The sequence below is a fragment of the Enterobacter cloacae complex sp. 385G4 genome, from assembly GCF_057320665.1.
Genome location: NZ_JBXWDD010000009.1, coordinates 109,109 through 123,920 on the forward strand (window position 1 = coordinate 109,109; position 14,812 = coordinate 123,920).

A 14,812-nucleotide genomic window follows, 5' to 3' on the forward strand; every position below is an offset into this window, starting at 1 on the left:
GGAGATCACACAAACGGGGGGTGGGGCGTAGGGGTTGGGAGGATGGAAAGAGGATGTCAAATAAGGAGACTGAGTCACGTTGAACCACCTTATGTATCCACGAGCACATCACCAAAAAGGATGGCAGATATGAATATCAAGACTGGCGCACGCGTTTTCGCATTGTCCGCCCTTGCAGCAATGATGGTTTCCGCCCCAGCGCTCGCCAAAATTGAAGAAGGCAAGCTGGTTATCTGGATTAACGGCGACAAGGGCTATAACGGCCTGGCCGAAGTGGGCAAAAAATTCGAGAAAGACACCGGTATCAAAGTCACCGTAGAGCACCCGGACAAACTGGAAGAGAAATTCCCACAGGTTGCAGCAACCGGCGACGGCCCTGACATCATCTTCTGGGCACACGACCGTTTCGGCGGTTACGCGCAGTCTGGCCTGCTGGCTGAAGTCACGCCAGACAAAGCTTTCCAGGACAAACTGTTCCCGTTCACCTGGGACGCCGTTCGCTATAACGGCAAGCTGATCGCCTACCCAATCGCGGTTGAAGCCCTGTCACTGATTTACAACAAAGACCTGGTGCCAAACCCACCAAAAACCTGGGAAGAGATCCCGAAACTGGATAAAGAGCTGAAGGCGAAAGGTAAATCCGCCCTGATGTTCAACCTGCAAGAGCCGTACTTCACCTGGCCGCTGATTGCTGCCGACGGCGGCTACGCGTTCAAGTTTGAAAACGGCAAATATGACGTGAAAGACGTGGGCGTGGACAACGCGGGCGCGAAAAAAGGCCTGACCTTCCTGGTTGACCTGATTAAGAACAAACACATGAACGCGGATACCGACTACTCCATCGCGGAAGCGGCGTTCAACAAAGGCGAAACCGCGATGACCATCAACGGTCCGTGGGCCTGGGCCAATATCGACAAGAGCAAAATCAACTACGGCGTGACCCTGCTGCCAACCTTCAACGGCAAGCCGTCTAAACCGTTCGTGGGCGTGCTGAGCGCGGGCATCAACGCCGCCAGCCCGAACAAAGAGCTGGCGAAAGAGTTCCTGGAAAACTACCTGCTGACCGATCAGGGTCTGGGTGAAGTGAACAAGGACAAACCGCTGGGCGCCGTGGCGCTGAAATCCTTCCAGGATCAGCTGGCAAAAGATCCACGCATCGCGGCAACCATGGATAACGCTCAGAAAGGCGAAATCATGCCGAACATCCCACAGATGGCCGCGTTCTGGTACGCCACCCGTACCGCCGTCATCAACGCTGCAAGCGGTCGCCAGACTGTCGATGCCGCGCTGAAGGATGCTCAGGGTCGTATTACTAAGTAAGAAGAAAGACGGCGGGTGGCGCGTGCGCTTACCCGCCCTACGACTACGGCACGATCCGTAGGTCAGGTAAGCGCAGCGCCACCTGACGAAAAGTTTCCACCGTTGTAGAGGAAGAACCCCATGGATGTCATTAAAAAGAAGCACTGGTGGCAAAGCGACGCGCTGAAGTGGTCAGCGATCGGTCTGCTGTGTCTGCTGGTGGGTTACCTTGTTGTTTTAATGTACGTACAAGGGGAATATCTGTTCGCCATCATGACGCTGATCTTAAGCTCTGCTGGCCTGTATATTTTCGCCAACCGTAAAGCCTATGCCTGGCGCTATGTCTACCCGGGCGTGGCCGGGATGGGGCTGTTTGTCCTGTTCCCGCTGATCTGCACCATCGCCATTGCGTTCACCAACTACAGCAGCACCAACCAGCTCGCGCAGGAGCGCGCCACTCAGGTGCTTCTGGATCGCTCTTATCAGGCGGGTAAAACCTTCAACTTCGGCCTGTATCCTGCAGGTGACGAGTGGAAGTTAGCGCTCACTGACGGTGAGAGCGGCAAAAACTATCTTTCCGACGCGTTCAAATTTGGCGGCGAGCAGAAGCTGGTCTTAAAAGAGGCCGCGGCCCTGCCGGAGGGTGAACGTGCGAACCTGCGTATCATTACCCAGAATCGCCAGGCGCTGACCCAGCTCACCGCCGTGCTGCCCGATGACAGCAAAGTGACCATGAGCTCGCTGCGCCAGTTCTCCGGCACGCAGCCGCTATATACCCTGGCGGACGACGGCACGCTGACCAACAACCAGAGCGGCGTGAAGTACCGTCCGAATAACGACATTGGTTTTTATCAGTCTGTAAATGCCGATGGCAAATGGGGTGATGACAAGCTCAGCCCTGGCTATACCGTCACCATCGGCTGGGACAACTTTACCCGCGTGTTTACCGACGAAGGTATCCAGAAACCGTTCTTCGCCATCTTCGTCTGGACGGTGGTCTTCTCGGTGCTGACGGTGATCCTGACCGTTGCCGTAGGCATGGTACTGGCCTGCCTCGTGCAGTGGGAGTCCCTGAAAGGCAAAGCGATTTACCGCGTGCTGCTGATTCTGCCTTACGCCGTACCGTCGTTTATCTCGATTCTGATTTTCAAAGGGCTGTTTAACCAGAGCTTCGGTGAAATCAACATGATGCTGAGCGCGCTGTTCGGTATCAAACCGGCATGGTTCAGCGACCCGACCACCGCCCGCTCGATGATTATCATCGTCAACACCTGGCTGGGCTATCCGTACATGATGATCCTGTGCATGGGGCTGCTGAAGGCGATTCCGGACGATCTGTATGAAGCCTCGGCGATGGACGGCGCGGGTCCGTTCCAGAACTTCTTTAAAATTACGCTGCCGCTGCTTATTAAGCCGCTGACGCCGCTGATGATTGCCAGCTTCGCCTTTAACTTTAACAACTTCGTGCTGATTCAGCTGTTGACCAACGGCGGCCCGGACCGTCTCGGCACCACCACGCCGGCAGGCTATACCGACCTGCTCGTGAGCTACACCTACCGTATCGCCTTTGAAGGCGGCGGCGGCCAGGACTTTGGTCTGGCGGCGGCGATTGCCACCCTGATCTTCCTGCTGGTTGGCGCACTGGCGATTGTGAACCTGAAAGCCACACGTATGAAATTTGATTAAGGAGGGCACTGAACATGGCAATGGTACAACCCAAATCTCAGAAGCTGCGCCTCCTCGCGACGCACTTAGGCCTGCTGATTTTCATCGCGGCCATCATGTTCCCGCTGCTGATGGTTATCGCCATCTCCCTGCGCTCGGGTAACTTTGCGACCGGGAGCCTGATCCCGGATGAAATCTCCTGGGAGCACTGGAAGCTCGCGCTGGGCTTCAGCGTGGAGCACGCCGATGGCCGCGTCACCCCGCCGCCGTTCCCGGTGCTGCTGTGGCTGTGGAACTCGGTGAAGGTAGCAACCATCACCGCGATCGGCATCGTGACGCTCTCCACCACCTGTGCTTATGCCTTCGCCCGCATGCGTTTCCCGGGCAAAGCAACGCTGCTGAAAGGCATGCTGATTTTTCAGATGTTCCCGGCGGTGCTGTCGCTGGTGGCGCTGTACGCCCTGTTTGACCGTCTGGGCCAGTACGTGCCGTTTATCGGTCTGAATACCCACGGCGGCGTGATCTTTGCCTATCTCGGCGGTATTGCCCTGCATGTGTGGACCATTAAAGGCTATTTCGAAACCATCGACGGCTCGCTGGAAGAGGCGGCGTCGCTGGATGGTGCTACCCCGTGGCAGGCGTTCCGTCTGGTGCTGCTGCCGCTGTCCGTGCCGATTCTGGCGGTGGTGTTTATCCTGTCGTTTATCGCGGCGATCACCGAAGTACCGGTCGCCTCACTGTTACTGCGCGATGTGAACAGCTACACCCTGGCCGTAGGTATGCAGCAATACCTCAACCCGCAAAACTACCTGTGGGGCGATTTTGCCGCGGCGGCCGTACTGTCCGCCATCCCGATTACCGTGGTGTTCCTGCTGGCCCAGCGCTGGCTGGTGAATGGCCTGACGGCGGGCGGCGTGAAAGGTTAAGTTTCATTTGTTATGCCACTGCAACCCTCAACTTTAGACGTATTGTATTGACCCAACTTGTGACTGTTGTTAGGCGGCCTCCGGGCCGCCATTTTTTTATTCCCGTTTCAGCCGCTTCGAGTTACACAGCCAGAGGGTGATCACCAGCAGCAGGATCGCCGCCGAGTAGATCAGCACGTCGAGCGGGGATTTATGATCGACGATGATCAGCCGCACAATGGCGGTGATGCCAATGTAAACAAAATAGCGTAGCGGGAAGTGAAAGCCGGACTGGAAGTACTTCACAATCAGGGCGATAAATTCAAAGTAGAGAAAGTAGACCACCAGGCCTTCCACCAGCGCATATTTGCTGGTTTGCTCAGGGGCAAATAGCACATCCGCCAGATGCACCGTCTCTTTGCCGAGAAAGACGACCAGGATCAGGCCAAGGCTCAGCAGACCGAGGTTCAGCACGGTCTGGAGTATCGTTGAGATGAACTCAACGCGCGGGCGAGTCAGGGATGTCATACAGCACCTCATTCTCCAGGGCGAGGTTCCTGTATAACGCAAAAATGTGACGGGGATCTATATTTTTTGTTTATGTTTGGCGCATTCGCCCGCTGGCGCTGCGCTTACCGGGCCTACAAAAACCGTAGGCCGGGCAAACGCAGTGCCGCCCGGCGTGAAGCATCAGCGGAAGTTAATGTTCTTATCGCTGGTCATGTCGTACAGCTGGAACTTACGCCCAAGCTGCTGACCACCGTCACGCGTCAGCGGCGTCCAGCCTACTGCCGCACGGCTGCGGGTTGGGCCTGACGAGAACAGATCCAGCGGAATCGACACGTAGACCCCTTTGGTGAAGTCCCCTTCCCCGTACTCGTCCGGCGAGACGTTGGTGATGGTGGCGTAGCCGCCCACCACGACGCCGCTGTCGAAGTGTTTGGAGATATCCAGCGTGCCGCCCTTGTCGCCCGCCAGATACTGGCCGACGCTGGCTTTCACCAGCACGTCCTGCGCGAACGAAGGCGTCCAGTAGGCGGTCAGGTGGCCGGTTTTGACGCTGTAGTCGGTGAACTTCATCATGTCCTGCGCGCTGCGCCAGTCACGCTGCTTAACGTAGTTGGCATCAATCCCGAAGGCCCAATTGCTGTCGACGGGACGATACAACACTTCCGCCCCCGCGCCACCAAACATGGTTTCCAGATAGCCACCGTAAACCTGGCCGTAGAAGCCGTTGCCGAAGTACTGGAAGTAGTTGGCCTGCAGGTTATTCACGTAGACATCGTTCTGCACGTATTCACGCACGCGGGTACGCACGCGCGGCAGCTTCGAGTCGTTCGGCGGGTTCGTGTAGTTAAACTTGTCGTAGTTGTTCGCAATGTTGCCGAACAGGCTGCCGGTGGTCAGCAGGTGGTCGGTGACCCACAGATCCGCCGTCGCCATCGCACCCAGCTGATACATGTAGAAGTTTTCCGGCCCGCCGACGGACTGGTTCAGTACCGGATCGATATGGAAATCAAAGCGCGATTTATCGATATACCAGCCCTGCTCGGTGGTTTCCGGCACGATCGGCTCTACGCGTTTTTGCACCAGCTCGGTTTCATGCCCGAGCGGTTCGCCTTCAAGATGGCGCTTGAGGCTGGCGACATCGGTTTCGGTGGTGACCTGCGGCAGATTCAGGCGATTCTCCGTCACGCGGATCGTGCGGATCCCGTCCGGGAGATCGTTCATCACGATCCGGTTGGCGCGTTCGATCCCTTCCCGCGAGTCGCGGTATTTCACCTGCTCGCCGGTGACGTACAGCGTATCGCCTTTCACCTGAATTTTCGGATCGGCCAGACCGGCGTTGTATTTCAACAGCGTCAGCTGGTTTGCCACCACGGAGTGCTGCAGAATCGCATCCTGCGGCTCCGGCCGGTAGGCAGGCCGCGCGTTATCGTTGTAGTGCGGCCGCATGTCGTTGAAGTTGGTGCGCAGCGTGAAGCCAAACATCACCGTGTTGCCGCGCTCGTAGCTGAGGTTAACGTCGGCCCAGTCGGTGACGCGATAAATGGCGCCGACGTTAAACTTGCTCTTCTGCTCAATCTTCCCGGCGAAGTCCTGCGAGTAGTCGTTCCCTTCGTACTCCAGCTTCAGGCGCAGCGGCTGCCACGGCGTCTGGTATTCCACGCCACCGAACAGCGAGGCCGGGCCGTGGAACATCTGGTCGCCGTTGATGGAACCGGCTTTCTTGTAGCTGTTATCGCGGTAGCAGTATTTATCGCTGTAGGTACAGAACGGGTTTTTGACGTTGCCGCTGGTGCCGAGATAGCCCCAGCCAAGACCGAGAGAAAAATCAAACGGTCCCCAGGCCTTGCTGGCCACGATGTATTCCGCGTCGAACAGGCCGGTCCCGCCAATATCTTTTGCACCCACGGAGACCTGCGGCATCCAGTAGCTCTCTTCCCACAAGCGTAGCTTGACGTCGAAGGCTTTATCTTTGTAGGTCTGATCGCCGGAGAAGGCGTCGACGCTGCTGTACTGTTTCGTACGCACGTCGGTGTAGCGCAGCGTGGTTTCAAGCCACGGGAAAAGCTGTACGGAGGCGGAATAGTAGCGATACTGGTCGTTATCGCGGTAGTTCAGGCTAATTTCCCCTTCACGCGCCATGCGCGCGGTAGGCGTTTGCAGTAAACCGACGCCGCCGAAGTCTGACTGAGACGGGCCAACAGGTGCCGGATACGTTTCTGCATGGCAGGCGGCGCTTACGCAGAGCGCCAGCATGCTGTAGAGATAGGTTCTTTTCATTCTTCCGGTATCCGCTGTGTCAGGGAGTGAAGGATATCGGCGTTAAGCCCGTCATATGCCTTCGTCCAGAAATGGTCGGCAAAACCGACAAAAATGATGCTGCCCGGCATGGGTTCGATATGGCGTTTATTCCAGTACGCCACCGGCGCTTTTTGCGTATGCCCGTCTGGATAAATAATCCATGCGTAGCTGTTATCCGCGCCGCTCAGCAGGCTTTGTTCGTCGAGATAGCTCGCCACGTCGCGGCCGGGCGTAAAGGGCTTTTTACCGGGGCTGCTGATAAGCCCCATCACGGTCACCGTCGTCGGCTTCACCGGAAGCCAGAGGGTGTACTCCCCTTCAAGCGTGGGGTTGCCCTTTTCCGTGACGCGCACTTCATCTGGATCAAGATTAACTTTCTGGCGGCCTGTCACTTTCAGCGCCTGAAGCTGCTGGCGAACGCTGTTAATGGCCGCGGCATCGTCGCCGTCTTCCTGCTCCGCCAGGCTCGTCAGGCGGGCCAGCAGGGCACGGTGTTCCTGCTCCGCCTTAACCGTCGCCTGACGCTCGCCGATCACCGCTCCCGGCCACCAGCTGTTGGCAAGCCTTGGCTGCCCGACGAGATCGAGCAGATGCTCGGCGTTGGTTAAGGTTTTGGGTTTTTCACTGTCCGGCGTGTAGACCTTTACCGTTCCTGCAGACCACGCCAGCGGCGCGGCAAGGCTGGCGAGAAGCACAGCGTGGATGAGCGTTTTCATGATTTCGCCGCCTTGATCAGGGTGGTTTTCACCGGGAAGAAACCGGCACCGAGATACTGCAAGGACTGACGGATCTGCCCATCCTCGTCGATCCAGAAGCGGTTATGCCAGGTGGCCTGGTCGGTGGTGACCTCTTCATCCAGCACGCGAACCTGCGTTTCGTCGCTGCCGACTTTCACGCTGTCCGTACCGTCCCAGCGGAAGGTGGAGCGGGCCGTGGCGTAGCGCACCTGCTTGTGCTCGGTCCAGCCCATCGTGCGCGTCCAGCTTGCGCCGTCGACGATCTGATTTGGCTTGATGAGCGGGTCTTCGGCGAGATTATTCACCTCGAGCAAGTTGTCGCCGCCGAGCAGCGTTTTCACGATTCGGGCATGCTGCGTGACGATGGTGGCCTGATCCTGCGTCACCCATTTCTGCTGCCCGTTTTCATCGAAAGCGAGCACCACAAACAGCTGCGGGCCATCGTTTAGCTGCATGTACTGGCTGGCGTACGGCATGTTCTGAAGTTCGTCATCGGTCAGATGAACGCCCGGCGTGCCGAACAGGCTTTCCCACAGTGAATGTCCCAGCCCTTTGGTGGTGGCTGAGCACGCCTGCAACAGCAGGCAAATCAGAATGATTGCAGGTCGCTTCACGACTCTTCTCCGAAGGGGCGAAATAACCACACCGAAGTGTGGTTATGATTAAAACACCCGGTATTACTGGGTGCTGGTTGTCGTAGTGGTCGTGGTTCCGGTATTGGAGCCATCACCGCCACCGGTTGCCGCCAGCGCGACACCCACGGCTGAACTTACGGTGCTGGTGCTGGCTGCGGTAGAACTTCCCGCAGACGCAGACGTCGCTGCCGACCCTGCTGCTTCCCCGACCTGGACCGGAGCTGCATAGACAGACGTCGCCGCAAGTGCAGATATGGCAAAAATGCCATACAGTACTTTCTTCATAACAATTTCCCTTCAATGAATGAATGGAGATTTGCCCGAAAAGAAATTCAGGCGGAATCGAGTATACACAACTACAGCAGAGGGTTTACCGTGGGGGGAAATAGGGGGATGGTTTTCGGACTAATGGATAAAACAGAAACGAAAAACAAATATTTGAAATAAATAATCGATAAAAATCAATAAATTATAATATAGCCTTATTATCTTAGCTCTACGTATTTTCTTAAAATAAACCGCAGCAATTAGCAGGTTAACCGCCTTTTTCAGATTAAACTCAGAGTCAGAATTTGAGTTAACTAACAGACATCAGGAATTATCCGATAAAAAAATGCCGGCATATCGCCGGCATTTTTCATGACATATTAATTACGCACGCCATGCTTTATAACGGTTAATCAAACCATTGGTGGAGCTGTCGTGGCTGTCGATGGCTTTATCGTCACCCAGCTCTGGCAGAATGCGGTTTGCCAGCTGTTTGCCCAGCTCAACGCCCCACTGGTCAAAGGTGAAGATGTTCAGGATCGCGCCCTGGGTGAAGATCTTGTGCTCGTACAGCGCAATCAGCGCGCCCAGGCTGAACGGGGTGATTTCGCGCAGCAGGATGGAGTTGGTTGGGCGGTTGCCTTCGAACACTTTGAACGGCACAACGTGCTCCAGCGTGGCCGGATCTTTACCCTGGTCACGGTATTCCTGCTCAACCACTTCGCGGGATTTACCGAACGCCAGCGCTTCGGTCTGTGCGAAGAAGTTAGACAGCAGCTTCGGATGGTGGTCGGACAGCGGGTTGTGCGTGATCGCCGGGGCGATGAAATCGCACGGTACCATTTTGGTACCCTGGTGAATCAGCTGGTAGAACGCATGCTGGCCGTTGGTGCCCGGCTCGCCCCAGATGATCGGGCCAGTCTGGTAATCCACCGCGTTGCCGTTACGGTCAACGTACTTACCGTTGGATTCCATGTTGCCCTGCTGGAAGTAAGCCGCAAAACGGTGCATGTACTGGTCGTACGGCAGGATCGCTTCAGTTTCAGCGCCGAAGAAGTTGTTGTACCAGATACCGATCAGCGCCAGCAGCACCGGCAGGTTTTTCTCAGGCGCGGTGGTGGAGAAGTGTTTGTCCATCGCATGCGCGCCGGAGAGCAGCTCAACGAAGTTGTCAAAGCCCACGGACAGGATGATGGACAGACCGATTGCAGACCACAGAGAGTAGCGGCCGCCAACCCAGTCCCAGAACTCGAACATGTTCGCGGTGTCGATACCGAACTCGCCTACCGCTTTACCGTTGGTAGACAGCGCCGCGAAGTGTTTCGCCACGTGCTTTTCGTCGCCCGCGGTTTTAAGGAACCAGTCGCGCGCGCTGTGGGCGTTGGTCATGGTTTCCTGGGTGGTGAAGGTTTTGGACGCCACCAGGAACAGGGTGGTTTCCGGGTTCACGTTCTTCAGCACTTCGGCGATGTGGGTACCATCGACGTTAGAGACAAAGTGCATGTTGAGGTGGTTTTTGTACGGGCGCAGGGCTTCGGTCACCATGAACGGGCCGAGGTCAGAGCCGCCGATACCGATGTTAACCACGTCGGTGATCGCTTTGCCGGTGTAGCCTTTCCAGCTGCCGGAGATGATCGCTTCGGAGAAGGTTTTCATCTTTTCCAGCACCGCGTTCACTTCCGGCATCACATCTTTGCCGTCAACGATGATTGGCGTATTGCTACGGTTGCGCAGCGCCACGTGCAGCACGGCACGGTCTTCGGTGCGGTTGATCTTCTCGCCGGAGAACATGGATTTGATGGCTTCGGCCAGCTCGGTCTCTTTCGCCAGATCCTGCAGTTTTGCCAGCGTCTCTTCGGTAATGCGGTTCTTGGAGAAATCCACCAGCATGAGGTCATCGAAGGTCGCGGAGAACTTAGTGAAACGATCGGCATCTTTCGCGAACAGATCCGCGATGGTGACGTCTTTCATTTCATCATAATGTTTCTGGAGTGCCTGCCAGGCAGCGGTCTGCGTTGGGTTGATGTTTTTCATTAGCAATACTCTTCTGATTTGAGAATTGTGACTGCGGTCGATTGTAGCGCCTGCAAATAAAAATTGTGATGGTTTTTATGCCATTGCCCTGGTCTGCATCAAACGCAGGTGAAAAGACCCGAAAAGTATAGCTGCTGTCGCGCCCTTCCGGCGTGGCGAAATGTCGGTCAAAAGGGGGTAAAAAGGAGCATAAAATATGGGCCTGTTATAAGTCCTGTTTCTCAGGGGTACCCCCCCATAAAAAATCCGCATAATCCCAGCATTGACAGGACCTCCCCCGCATTTTATTTATAGGGCCGTATTTTGCGCCTGCACCTGTTTTCGTTTCATTCTTGTGCCAAGGTCGCTTATTCATTCCCTGACACGAGGTTGTTATGACGAGTTTTGTGGTCGCCAAGTTTGGCGGCACCAGTGTGGCCGATTACGATGCCATGAACCGCAGCGCCGATGTGGTGCTGGCCGATCCGAATACCCGCCTGGTGGTGCTCTCTGCATCCGCCGGCGTGACGAACCTGCTGGTTTCTCTGTCTGAAGGACTGGAAGCGACAGAACGTTTCGTGAAGCTGGATGCACTGCGCAAAATTCAGTTCGACATTCTTGAACGTCTGCAAAACCCGAACGTGATCCGCGAAGAAGTGGAGCGTCTGCTGGAAAATATCACCACCCTGGCAGAAGCGGCGTCCCTGGCAACCTCCACCGCCCTGACCGATGAACTGGTCAGCCACGGCGAGCTGATGTCCACCCTGCTGTTTGTTGAAATCATGCGCGAGCGTAACGTTCAGGCGCAGTGGTTTGACGTGCGTAAAGTGATGCGCACCAGCGATCGTTTTGGGCGCGCTGAACCGGACGTTGAGATGCTGGCCGAGCTCACCAACCAGCAGCTGGCGCCGCGCCTGGCAGAAGGCATGGTGATCACCCAGGGCTTTATCGGCAGCGAAGCGAAAGGACGCACGACCACGCTTGGCCGTGGCGGCAGCGATTACACCGCCGCGCTGCTGGGCGAAGCCCTGCACGCAACGCGCGTGGATATCTGGACAGATGTGCCGGGTATTTACACCACCGATCCGCGCGTTGTTTCCGCGGCAAAACGTATTGACGTGATTGCCTTTGAAGAAGCGGCGGAAATGGCCACCTTCGGTGCAAAAGTGCTGCACCCGGCAACGCTGCTGCCCGCAGTGCGCAGCGATATTCCGGTCTTCGTTGGCTCCAGTAAAGATCCAAAAGCGGGCGGGACGCTGGTCTGCAAGAAAACCGAGAACCCGCCGCTGTTCCGCGCGCTGGCTCTGCGCCGCCGCCAGACGCTGGTCACGCTGCACAGCCACAATATGCTGCACTCCCGCGGCTTCCTTGCGGAAGTGTTTGGCATCCTCGCGCGCCATAACATCTCTGTAGATTTGATTACCACCTCCGAGGTGAGCATTGCGCTGACGCTGGACACCACCGGCTCTACCTCCACCGGCGACACCCTGCTGACGCAGTCGCTGCTGATTGAGCTGTCTGAGCTGTGCCGCGTGGAGGTCGAAGAAGACCTGGCGCTGGTGGCCATCATCGGTAACAAGCTGTCTCGCGCCTGCGGCGTGGGCAAAGAGGTGTTCGGCGTGCTTGACCCGTTCAACATCCGCATGATCTGCTACGGCGCATCCAGCTATAACCTTTGCTTCCTGGTCCCTGCCGATCAGGCCGAGCAGGTGGTGCAGAAACTTCATCAGAATTTGTTTGAATAAAATTCGTTAGCACGTTAAACAATATCGATAAGCCGGGCACAGACCCGGCTTTTTCATAACTAAACAACACGACAATACTGCAAGGAATTAACTATGTTATCCGCCATCACGCGGCTGTTCCCGTTATGGGCGCTGCTGCTCTCCGTACTCGCGTATTACACCCCCACCACGTTCACCGGGATCGGTCCGTGGGTCACCACGCTGCTGATGCTGATCATGTTCGGCATGGGCGTGCACCTGAAAATCGACGATTTTAAACGCGTGCTGTCGCGCCCGGCGCCCGTCGCGGCAGGAATATTTTTGCACTACCTGGTGATGCCGCTCGCGGCCTGGCTGCTGGCGATGGCCTTTAAGATGCCGCCCGATCTCTCCGCCGGGATGGTACTGGTGGGCAGCGTCGCCAGCGGTACGGCATCTAACGTGATGATCTATCTCGCGAAAGGTGACGTGGCGCTCTCCGTGACCATCTCTTCGGTATCCACGCTGGTGGGCGTGATTGCCACACCGCTGTTAACCCGCCTGTACGTGGACGCGCATATTCAGGTGGACGTGATGGGCATGCTGCTTAGCATTCTGCAGATTGTGGTGATCCCGATTGCGCTGGGGCTGGTCATTCACCATCTGTTCCCACGCGTGGTGAAAGCGGTTGAGCCGTACCTGCCCGCGTTTTCGATGATCTGCATTCTGGCGATCATCAGCGCCGTGGTGGCCGGTTCCGCGTCGCACATTGCCTCGGTGGGCTTTGTGGTGATCGTCGCGGTAGTGCTGCATAACACCATTGGCCTGCTGGGCGGCTACTGGGGCGGGAAGCTGTTTGGCTTTGACGAGTCCACCTGCCGCACGCTGGCAATCGAGGTAGGCATGCAAAACTCCGGCCTGGCGGCGGCGCTGGGTAAAATTTACTTCTCACCGCTGGCTGCCCTGCCGGGCGCGCTGTTCTCCGTCTGGCACAACCTGTCCGGCTCGCTGCTGGCGGGCTACTGGTCCGGTAAACCGATTGATGAACAACCGAAAAAAGATGCGCTGAAGCAGGGTTAATTGACGCGGCTTGCTTTACACTGGAGCCTCCCCATCAGGAGGCTTCAGCAATGGCTACACCACGATTGACCCAGAAAGACATGACGGAAGCCGAGCAGCGCGAACTGAAAACGCTTCTCGACCGCGCCCGCATCGCCCATGGCCGCACGCTGACGAACGCCGAAACCAATCAGGTTAAAAAAGAGTACATCGACAAGCTGATGGCGCAACGTGAGGCTGCGGCGAAAAAAGCCCGCAAGCTGAAAAAAGAGCAGGCTTATAAGCCGGATGCAGAGGCGACCTTTTCCTGGTCCGCCAATACATCAACCCGTGGAAGGCGCTAATCAGCGCCCTTTCTTTTTGCGCCCCGGCTGGGTAAAGCGTTTTCCGTTACCCGGCTTGCCCCGCCCTTTCGCTTCCGCCTGCGGTGCCTTCACCACCGGACGTTTAATCGCCTGCGTTTTCGGTTTGGCTTTGGCTTTCGGCTTCGCTTCGGACGAGGAGTTTTCGATAAGCTTGAACAGCTCGATCAGCTCGTCGTCCGTTAGGTCGCGCCACTCGCCCAGCGGGATCCCGGAAAGGCTGACGTTCATGATGCGCGTGCGTTCCAGCTTCGTCACTTCATAACCAAAATACTCGCACATGCGACGGATCTGGCGGTTCAGGCCCTGCACCAGGGTAATGCGGAAGGCAAACGGCGCTTCTTTTTTGACCTTGCACTTCTTCGTCACGGTGCCCAGAATCGGCACGCCTGCGCCCATCCCGCGAATGAACTCGTCCGTCACCGGCTTGTTCACCGTAACGATATACTCTTTCTCGTGGTCGTTACCGGCACGCAGAATTTTGTTGACCAGATCGCCGTGGTTGGTGAGGAAAATCAGCCCCTGAGAGTCTTTATCCAGACGGCCAATCGGGAAAATGCGGCTGCTGTGGTTAACGAAATCAACGATGTTGTCCCGTTCACCGTCTTCCGTGGTGCTGACAATCCCAACCGGTTTGTTCAACGCGATAAACACCAGGTCTTCAGCATCACGCGGTTCGATGACCTGACCATTCACTTTAACCACATCGCCAGGCACCACCTGGTCGCCGATAGTGGCGCGTTTGCCGTTGAGGAACACGTTACCTTGTTCAATGTAACGGTCCGCCTCGCGACGTGAGCAGATCCCGCTCTCGCTAATGTACTTGTTTAATCGGGTTGATTGAGTTGGCAGCATAGTTTCTCCTGTGAAGGGCGAAATATACCTTAGGTTTGGGCCGAAAAAAAAGATTAGCCGACGGTAACTGAGACGGGTTTTTTAGTTTGCGAGATGCTTTCAGGATTTAGCATCCTGTCATTTACCCATGTGTTCAAGCCTTTTAGTTTTGCTCTCCATGTAGAAGTGTTTGTAGTTTATAAATCACAGGGAGTAATATGAAGGAGATTGTTCAGACAGAATCCTTCCGACGCTGGGAGCAAAACTTAAAAGATCGACGAGCGAAGACCATTATCGCTTCCCGCCTCTTTCGGTTGGCAAATGGCTTAGCGGGCGACGTTAAACCCGTGGGAGAAGGTATAAGTGAGCTAAGGATCCACTTTGGTCCGGGCTACAGAATCTATTTTAAATACCAAAGCAATTGCATCATTGTGCTGTTATGTGGCGGTGACAAAAGCAGCCAGGACAGAGACATACTGATGGCAAAAATGCTGGGCAATGTATCCCAATGGCAGGAGTGAATGA

14 protein-coding genes are annotated in these 14,812 nt (G+C 56.2%); 7 read left to right on the plus strand and 7 right to left on the minus strand.

Annotation, left to right across the window (positions count from 1 at the left end; genetic code table 11):
- Positions 1 to 129 precede the first annotated feature (129 nt).
- The 3 genes from malE to malG all read left to right on the plus strand — a co-directional run bounded on the left by malE (position 130) and on the right by malG (position 3,890).
- Positions 130 to 1,320, plus strand: a complete 1,191-nt coding sequence (gene malE, locus AC2FAJ_RS19640; RefSeq protein ID WP_041911569.1) for a maltose/maltodextrin ABC transporter substrate-binding protein MalE — start codon at positions 130 to 132, stop codon at positions 1,318 to 1,320.
- A gap of 120 nt (positions 1,321 to 1,440) precedes the next feature.
- Complete coding sequence (gene malF, locus AC2FAJ_RS19645) at positions 1,441 to 2,985, plus strand: maltose ABC transporter permease MalF (protein WP_136344130.1); 1,545 nt, start codon at positions 1,441 to 1,443, stop codon at positions 2,983 to 2,985.
- A 14-nt stretch (positions 2,986 to 2,999) separates the two neighbouring features.
- Positions 3,000 to 3,890 (plus strand): maltose ABC transporter permease MalG, encoded by an 891-nt coding sequence (gene malG, locus AC2FAJ_RS19650; RefSeq protein ID WP_006810496.1) that lies wholly within the window; start codon positions 3,000 to 3,002, stop codon positions 3,888 to 3,890.
- Between the two features lie 96 nt (positions 3,891 to 3,986).
- Here malG and psiE read toward each other — a convergent pair whose 3' ends face one another.
- The 6 genes from psiE to pgi all read right to left on the minus strand — a co-directional run bounded on the left by psiE (position 3,987) and on the right by pgi (position 10,350).
- Positions 3,987 to 4,397, minus strand: a complete 411-nt coding sequence (gene psiE, locus AC2FAJ_RS19655; protein WP_000202963.1) for a phosphate-starvation-inducible protein PsiE — start codon at positions 4,395 to 4,397, stop codon at positions 3,987 to 3,989.
- A gap of 162 nt (positions 4,398 to 4,559) precedes the next feature.
- The gene (locus AC2FAJ_RS19660) at positions 4,560 to 6,656 is read right to left on the minus strand and encodes a YjbH domain-containing protein (RefSeq protein WP_028015126.1); all 2,097 of its coding nucleotides are present in this window, start codon (positions 6,654 to 6,656) and stop codon (positions 4,560 to 4,562) included.
- The gene (locus AC2FAJ_RS19665; protein WP_485454431.1) at positions 6,653 to 7,393 is read right to left on the minus strand and encodes a capsule biosynthesis GfcC family protein; all 741 of its coding nucleotides are present in this window, start codon (positions 7,391 to 7,393) and stop codon (positions 6,653 to 6,655) included. Before AC2FAJ_RS19665 ends, AC2FAJ_RS19660 begins: the two co-directional genes overlap by 4 nt.
- Positions 7,390 to 8,028: a YjbF family lipoprotein gene (locus AC2FAJ_RS19670; protein ID WP_047366840.1), complete on the minus strand. Its 639-nt coding sequence runs from the start codon at positions 8,026 to 8,028 to the stop codon at positions 7,390 to 7,392. The genes AC2FAJ_RS19665 and AC2FAJ_RS19670 overlap by 4 nt, the downstream gene beginning before the upstream one ends.
- 63 nt (positions 8,029 to 8,091) lie before the next feature.
- Positions 8,092 to 8,334, minus strand: coding sequence for an exopolysaccharide production protein YjbE (gene yjbE, locus AC2FAJ_RS19675; RefSeq protein ID WP_013095034.1), 243 nt, complete (start codon positions 8,332 to 8,334; stop codon positions 8,092 to 8,094).
- Between the two features lie 366 nt (positions 8,335 to 8,700).
- On the minus strand, positions 8,701 to 10,350 hold the full coding sequence (gene pgi / locus AC2FAJ_RS19680; protein ID WP_309257715.1) for a glucose-6-phosphate isomerase: 1,650 nt from the start codon (positions 10,348 to 10,350) through the stop codon (positions 8,701 to 8,703).
- A 374-nt stretch (positions 10,351 to 10,724) separates the two neighbouring features.
- On the opposite strand from pgi, the gene lysC reads away from it, so the two are divergent.
- From lysC to AC2FAJ_RS19695, 3 genes are all read left to right on the plus strand, one after another.
- Positions 10,725 to 12,074, plus strand: coding sequence for a lysine-sensitive aspartokinase 3 (gene lysC, locus AC2FAJ_RS19685; protein ID WP_041911575.1), 1,350 nt, complete (start codon positions 10,725 to 10,727; stop codon positions 12,072 to 12,074).
- Between the two features lie 93 nt (positions 12,075 to 12,167).
- Entirely contained in the window at positions 12,168 to 13,112 is a 945-nt protein-coding gene (gene panS, locus AC2FAJ_RS19690; protein WP_047366838.1) for a ketopantoate/pantoate/pantothenate transporter PanS, read from the plus strand.
- A gap of 50 nt (positions 13,113 to 13,162) precedes the next feature.
- Complete coding sequence (locus AC2FAJ_RS19695) at positions 13,163 to 13,435, plus strand: YjbD family protein (protein WP_003860346.1); 273 nt, start codon at positions 13,163 to 13,165, stop codon at positions 13,433 to 13,435.
- Here AC2FAJ_RS19695 and rluF read toward each other — a convergent pair whose 3' ends face one another.
- A complete protein-coding gene (rluF, locus tag AC2FAJ_RS19700; RefSeq protein ID WP_485454432.1) occupies positions 13,436 to 14,308 on the minus strand; it encodes a 23S rRNA pseudouridine(2604) synthase RluF in 873 nt (290 codons plus the stop codon).
- A gap of 197 nt (positions 14,309 to 14,505) precedes the next feature.
- On the opposite strand from rluF, the gene AC2FAJ_RS19705 reads away from it, so the two are divergent.
- Positions 14,506 to 14,808 (plus strand): type II toxin-antitoxin system RelE/ParE family toxin, encoded by a 303-nt coding sequence (locus AC2FAJ_RS19705; RefSeq protein ID WP_041911577.1) that lies wholly within the window; start codon positions 14,506 to 14,508, stop codon positions 14,806 to 14,808.
- The last annotated feature ends 4 nt before the right edge of the window (positions 14,809 to 14,812 follow it).

What these genes read in the sequence shown, in the direction of transcription:
- malE (WP_041911569.1), top strand. Translation starts at nt 130, where the DNA reads ATGAATATCAAGACTGGCGCACGCGTTTTCGCATTGTCCGCCCTTGCA.
- malF (WP_136344130.1), top strand. Translation starts at nt 1,441, where the DNA reads ATGGATGTCATTAAAAAGAAGCACTGGTGGCAAAGCGACGCGCTGAAG.
- malG (WP_006810496.1), top strand. Translation starts at nt 3,000, where the DNA reads ATGGCAATGGTACAACCCAAATCTCAGAAGCTGCGCCTCCTCGCGACG.
- psiE (WP_000202963.1), bottom strand. Translation starts at nt 4,397, where the DNA reads ATGACATCCCTGACTCGCCCGCGCGTTGAGTTCATCTCAACGATACTC.
- AC2FAJ_RS19660 (WP_028015126.1), bottom strand. Translation starts at nt 6,656, where the DNA reads ATGAAAAGAACCTATCTCTACAGCATGCTGGCGCTCTGCGTAAGCGCC.
- AC2FAJ_RS19665 (WP_485454431.1), bottom strand. Translation starts at nt 7,393, where the DNA reads ATGAAAACGCTCATCCACGCTGTGCTTCTCGCCAGCCTTGCCGCGCCG.
- yjbE (WP_013095034.1), bottom strand. Translation starts at nt 8,334, where the DNA reads ATGAAGAAAGTACTGTATGGCATTTTTGCCATATCTGCACTTGCGGCG.
- pgi (WP_309257715.1), bottom strand. Translation starts at nt 10,350, where the DNA reads ATGAAAAACATCAACCCAACGCAGACCGCTGCCTGGCAGGCACTCCAG.
- lysC (WP_041911575.1), top strand. Translation starts at nt 10,725, where the DNA reads ATGACGAGTTTTGTGGTCGCCAAGTTTGGCGGCACCAGTGTGGCCGAT.
- panS (WP_047366838.1), top strand. Translation starts at nt 12,168, where the DNA reads ATGTTATCCGCCATCACGCGGCTGTTCCCGTTATGGGCGCTGCTGCTC.
- AC2FAJ_RS19695 (WP_003860346.1), top strand. Translation starts at nt 13,163, where the DNA reads ATGGCTACACCACGATTGACCCAGAAAGACATGACGGAAGCCGAGCAG.
- rluF (WP_485454432.1), bottom strand. Translation starts at nt 14,308, where the DNA reads ATGCTGCCAACTCAATCAACCCGATTAAACAAGTACATTAGCGAGAGC.
- AC2FAJ_RS19705 (WP_041911577.1), top strand. Translation starts at nt 14,506, where the DNA reads ATGAAGGAGATTGTTCAGACAGAATCCTTCCGACGCTGGGAGCAAAAC.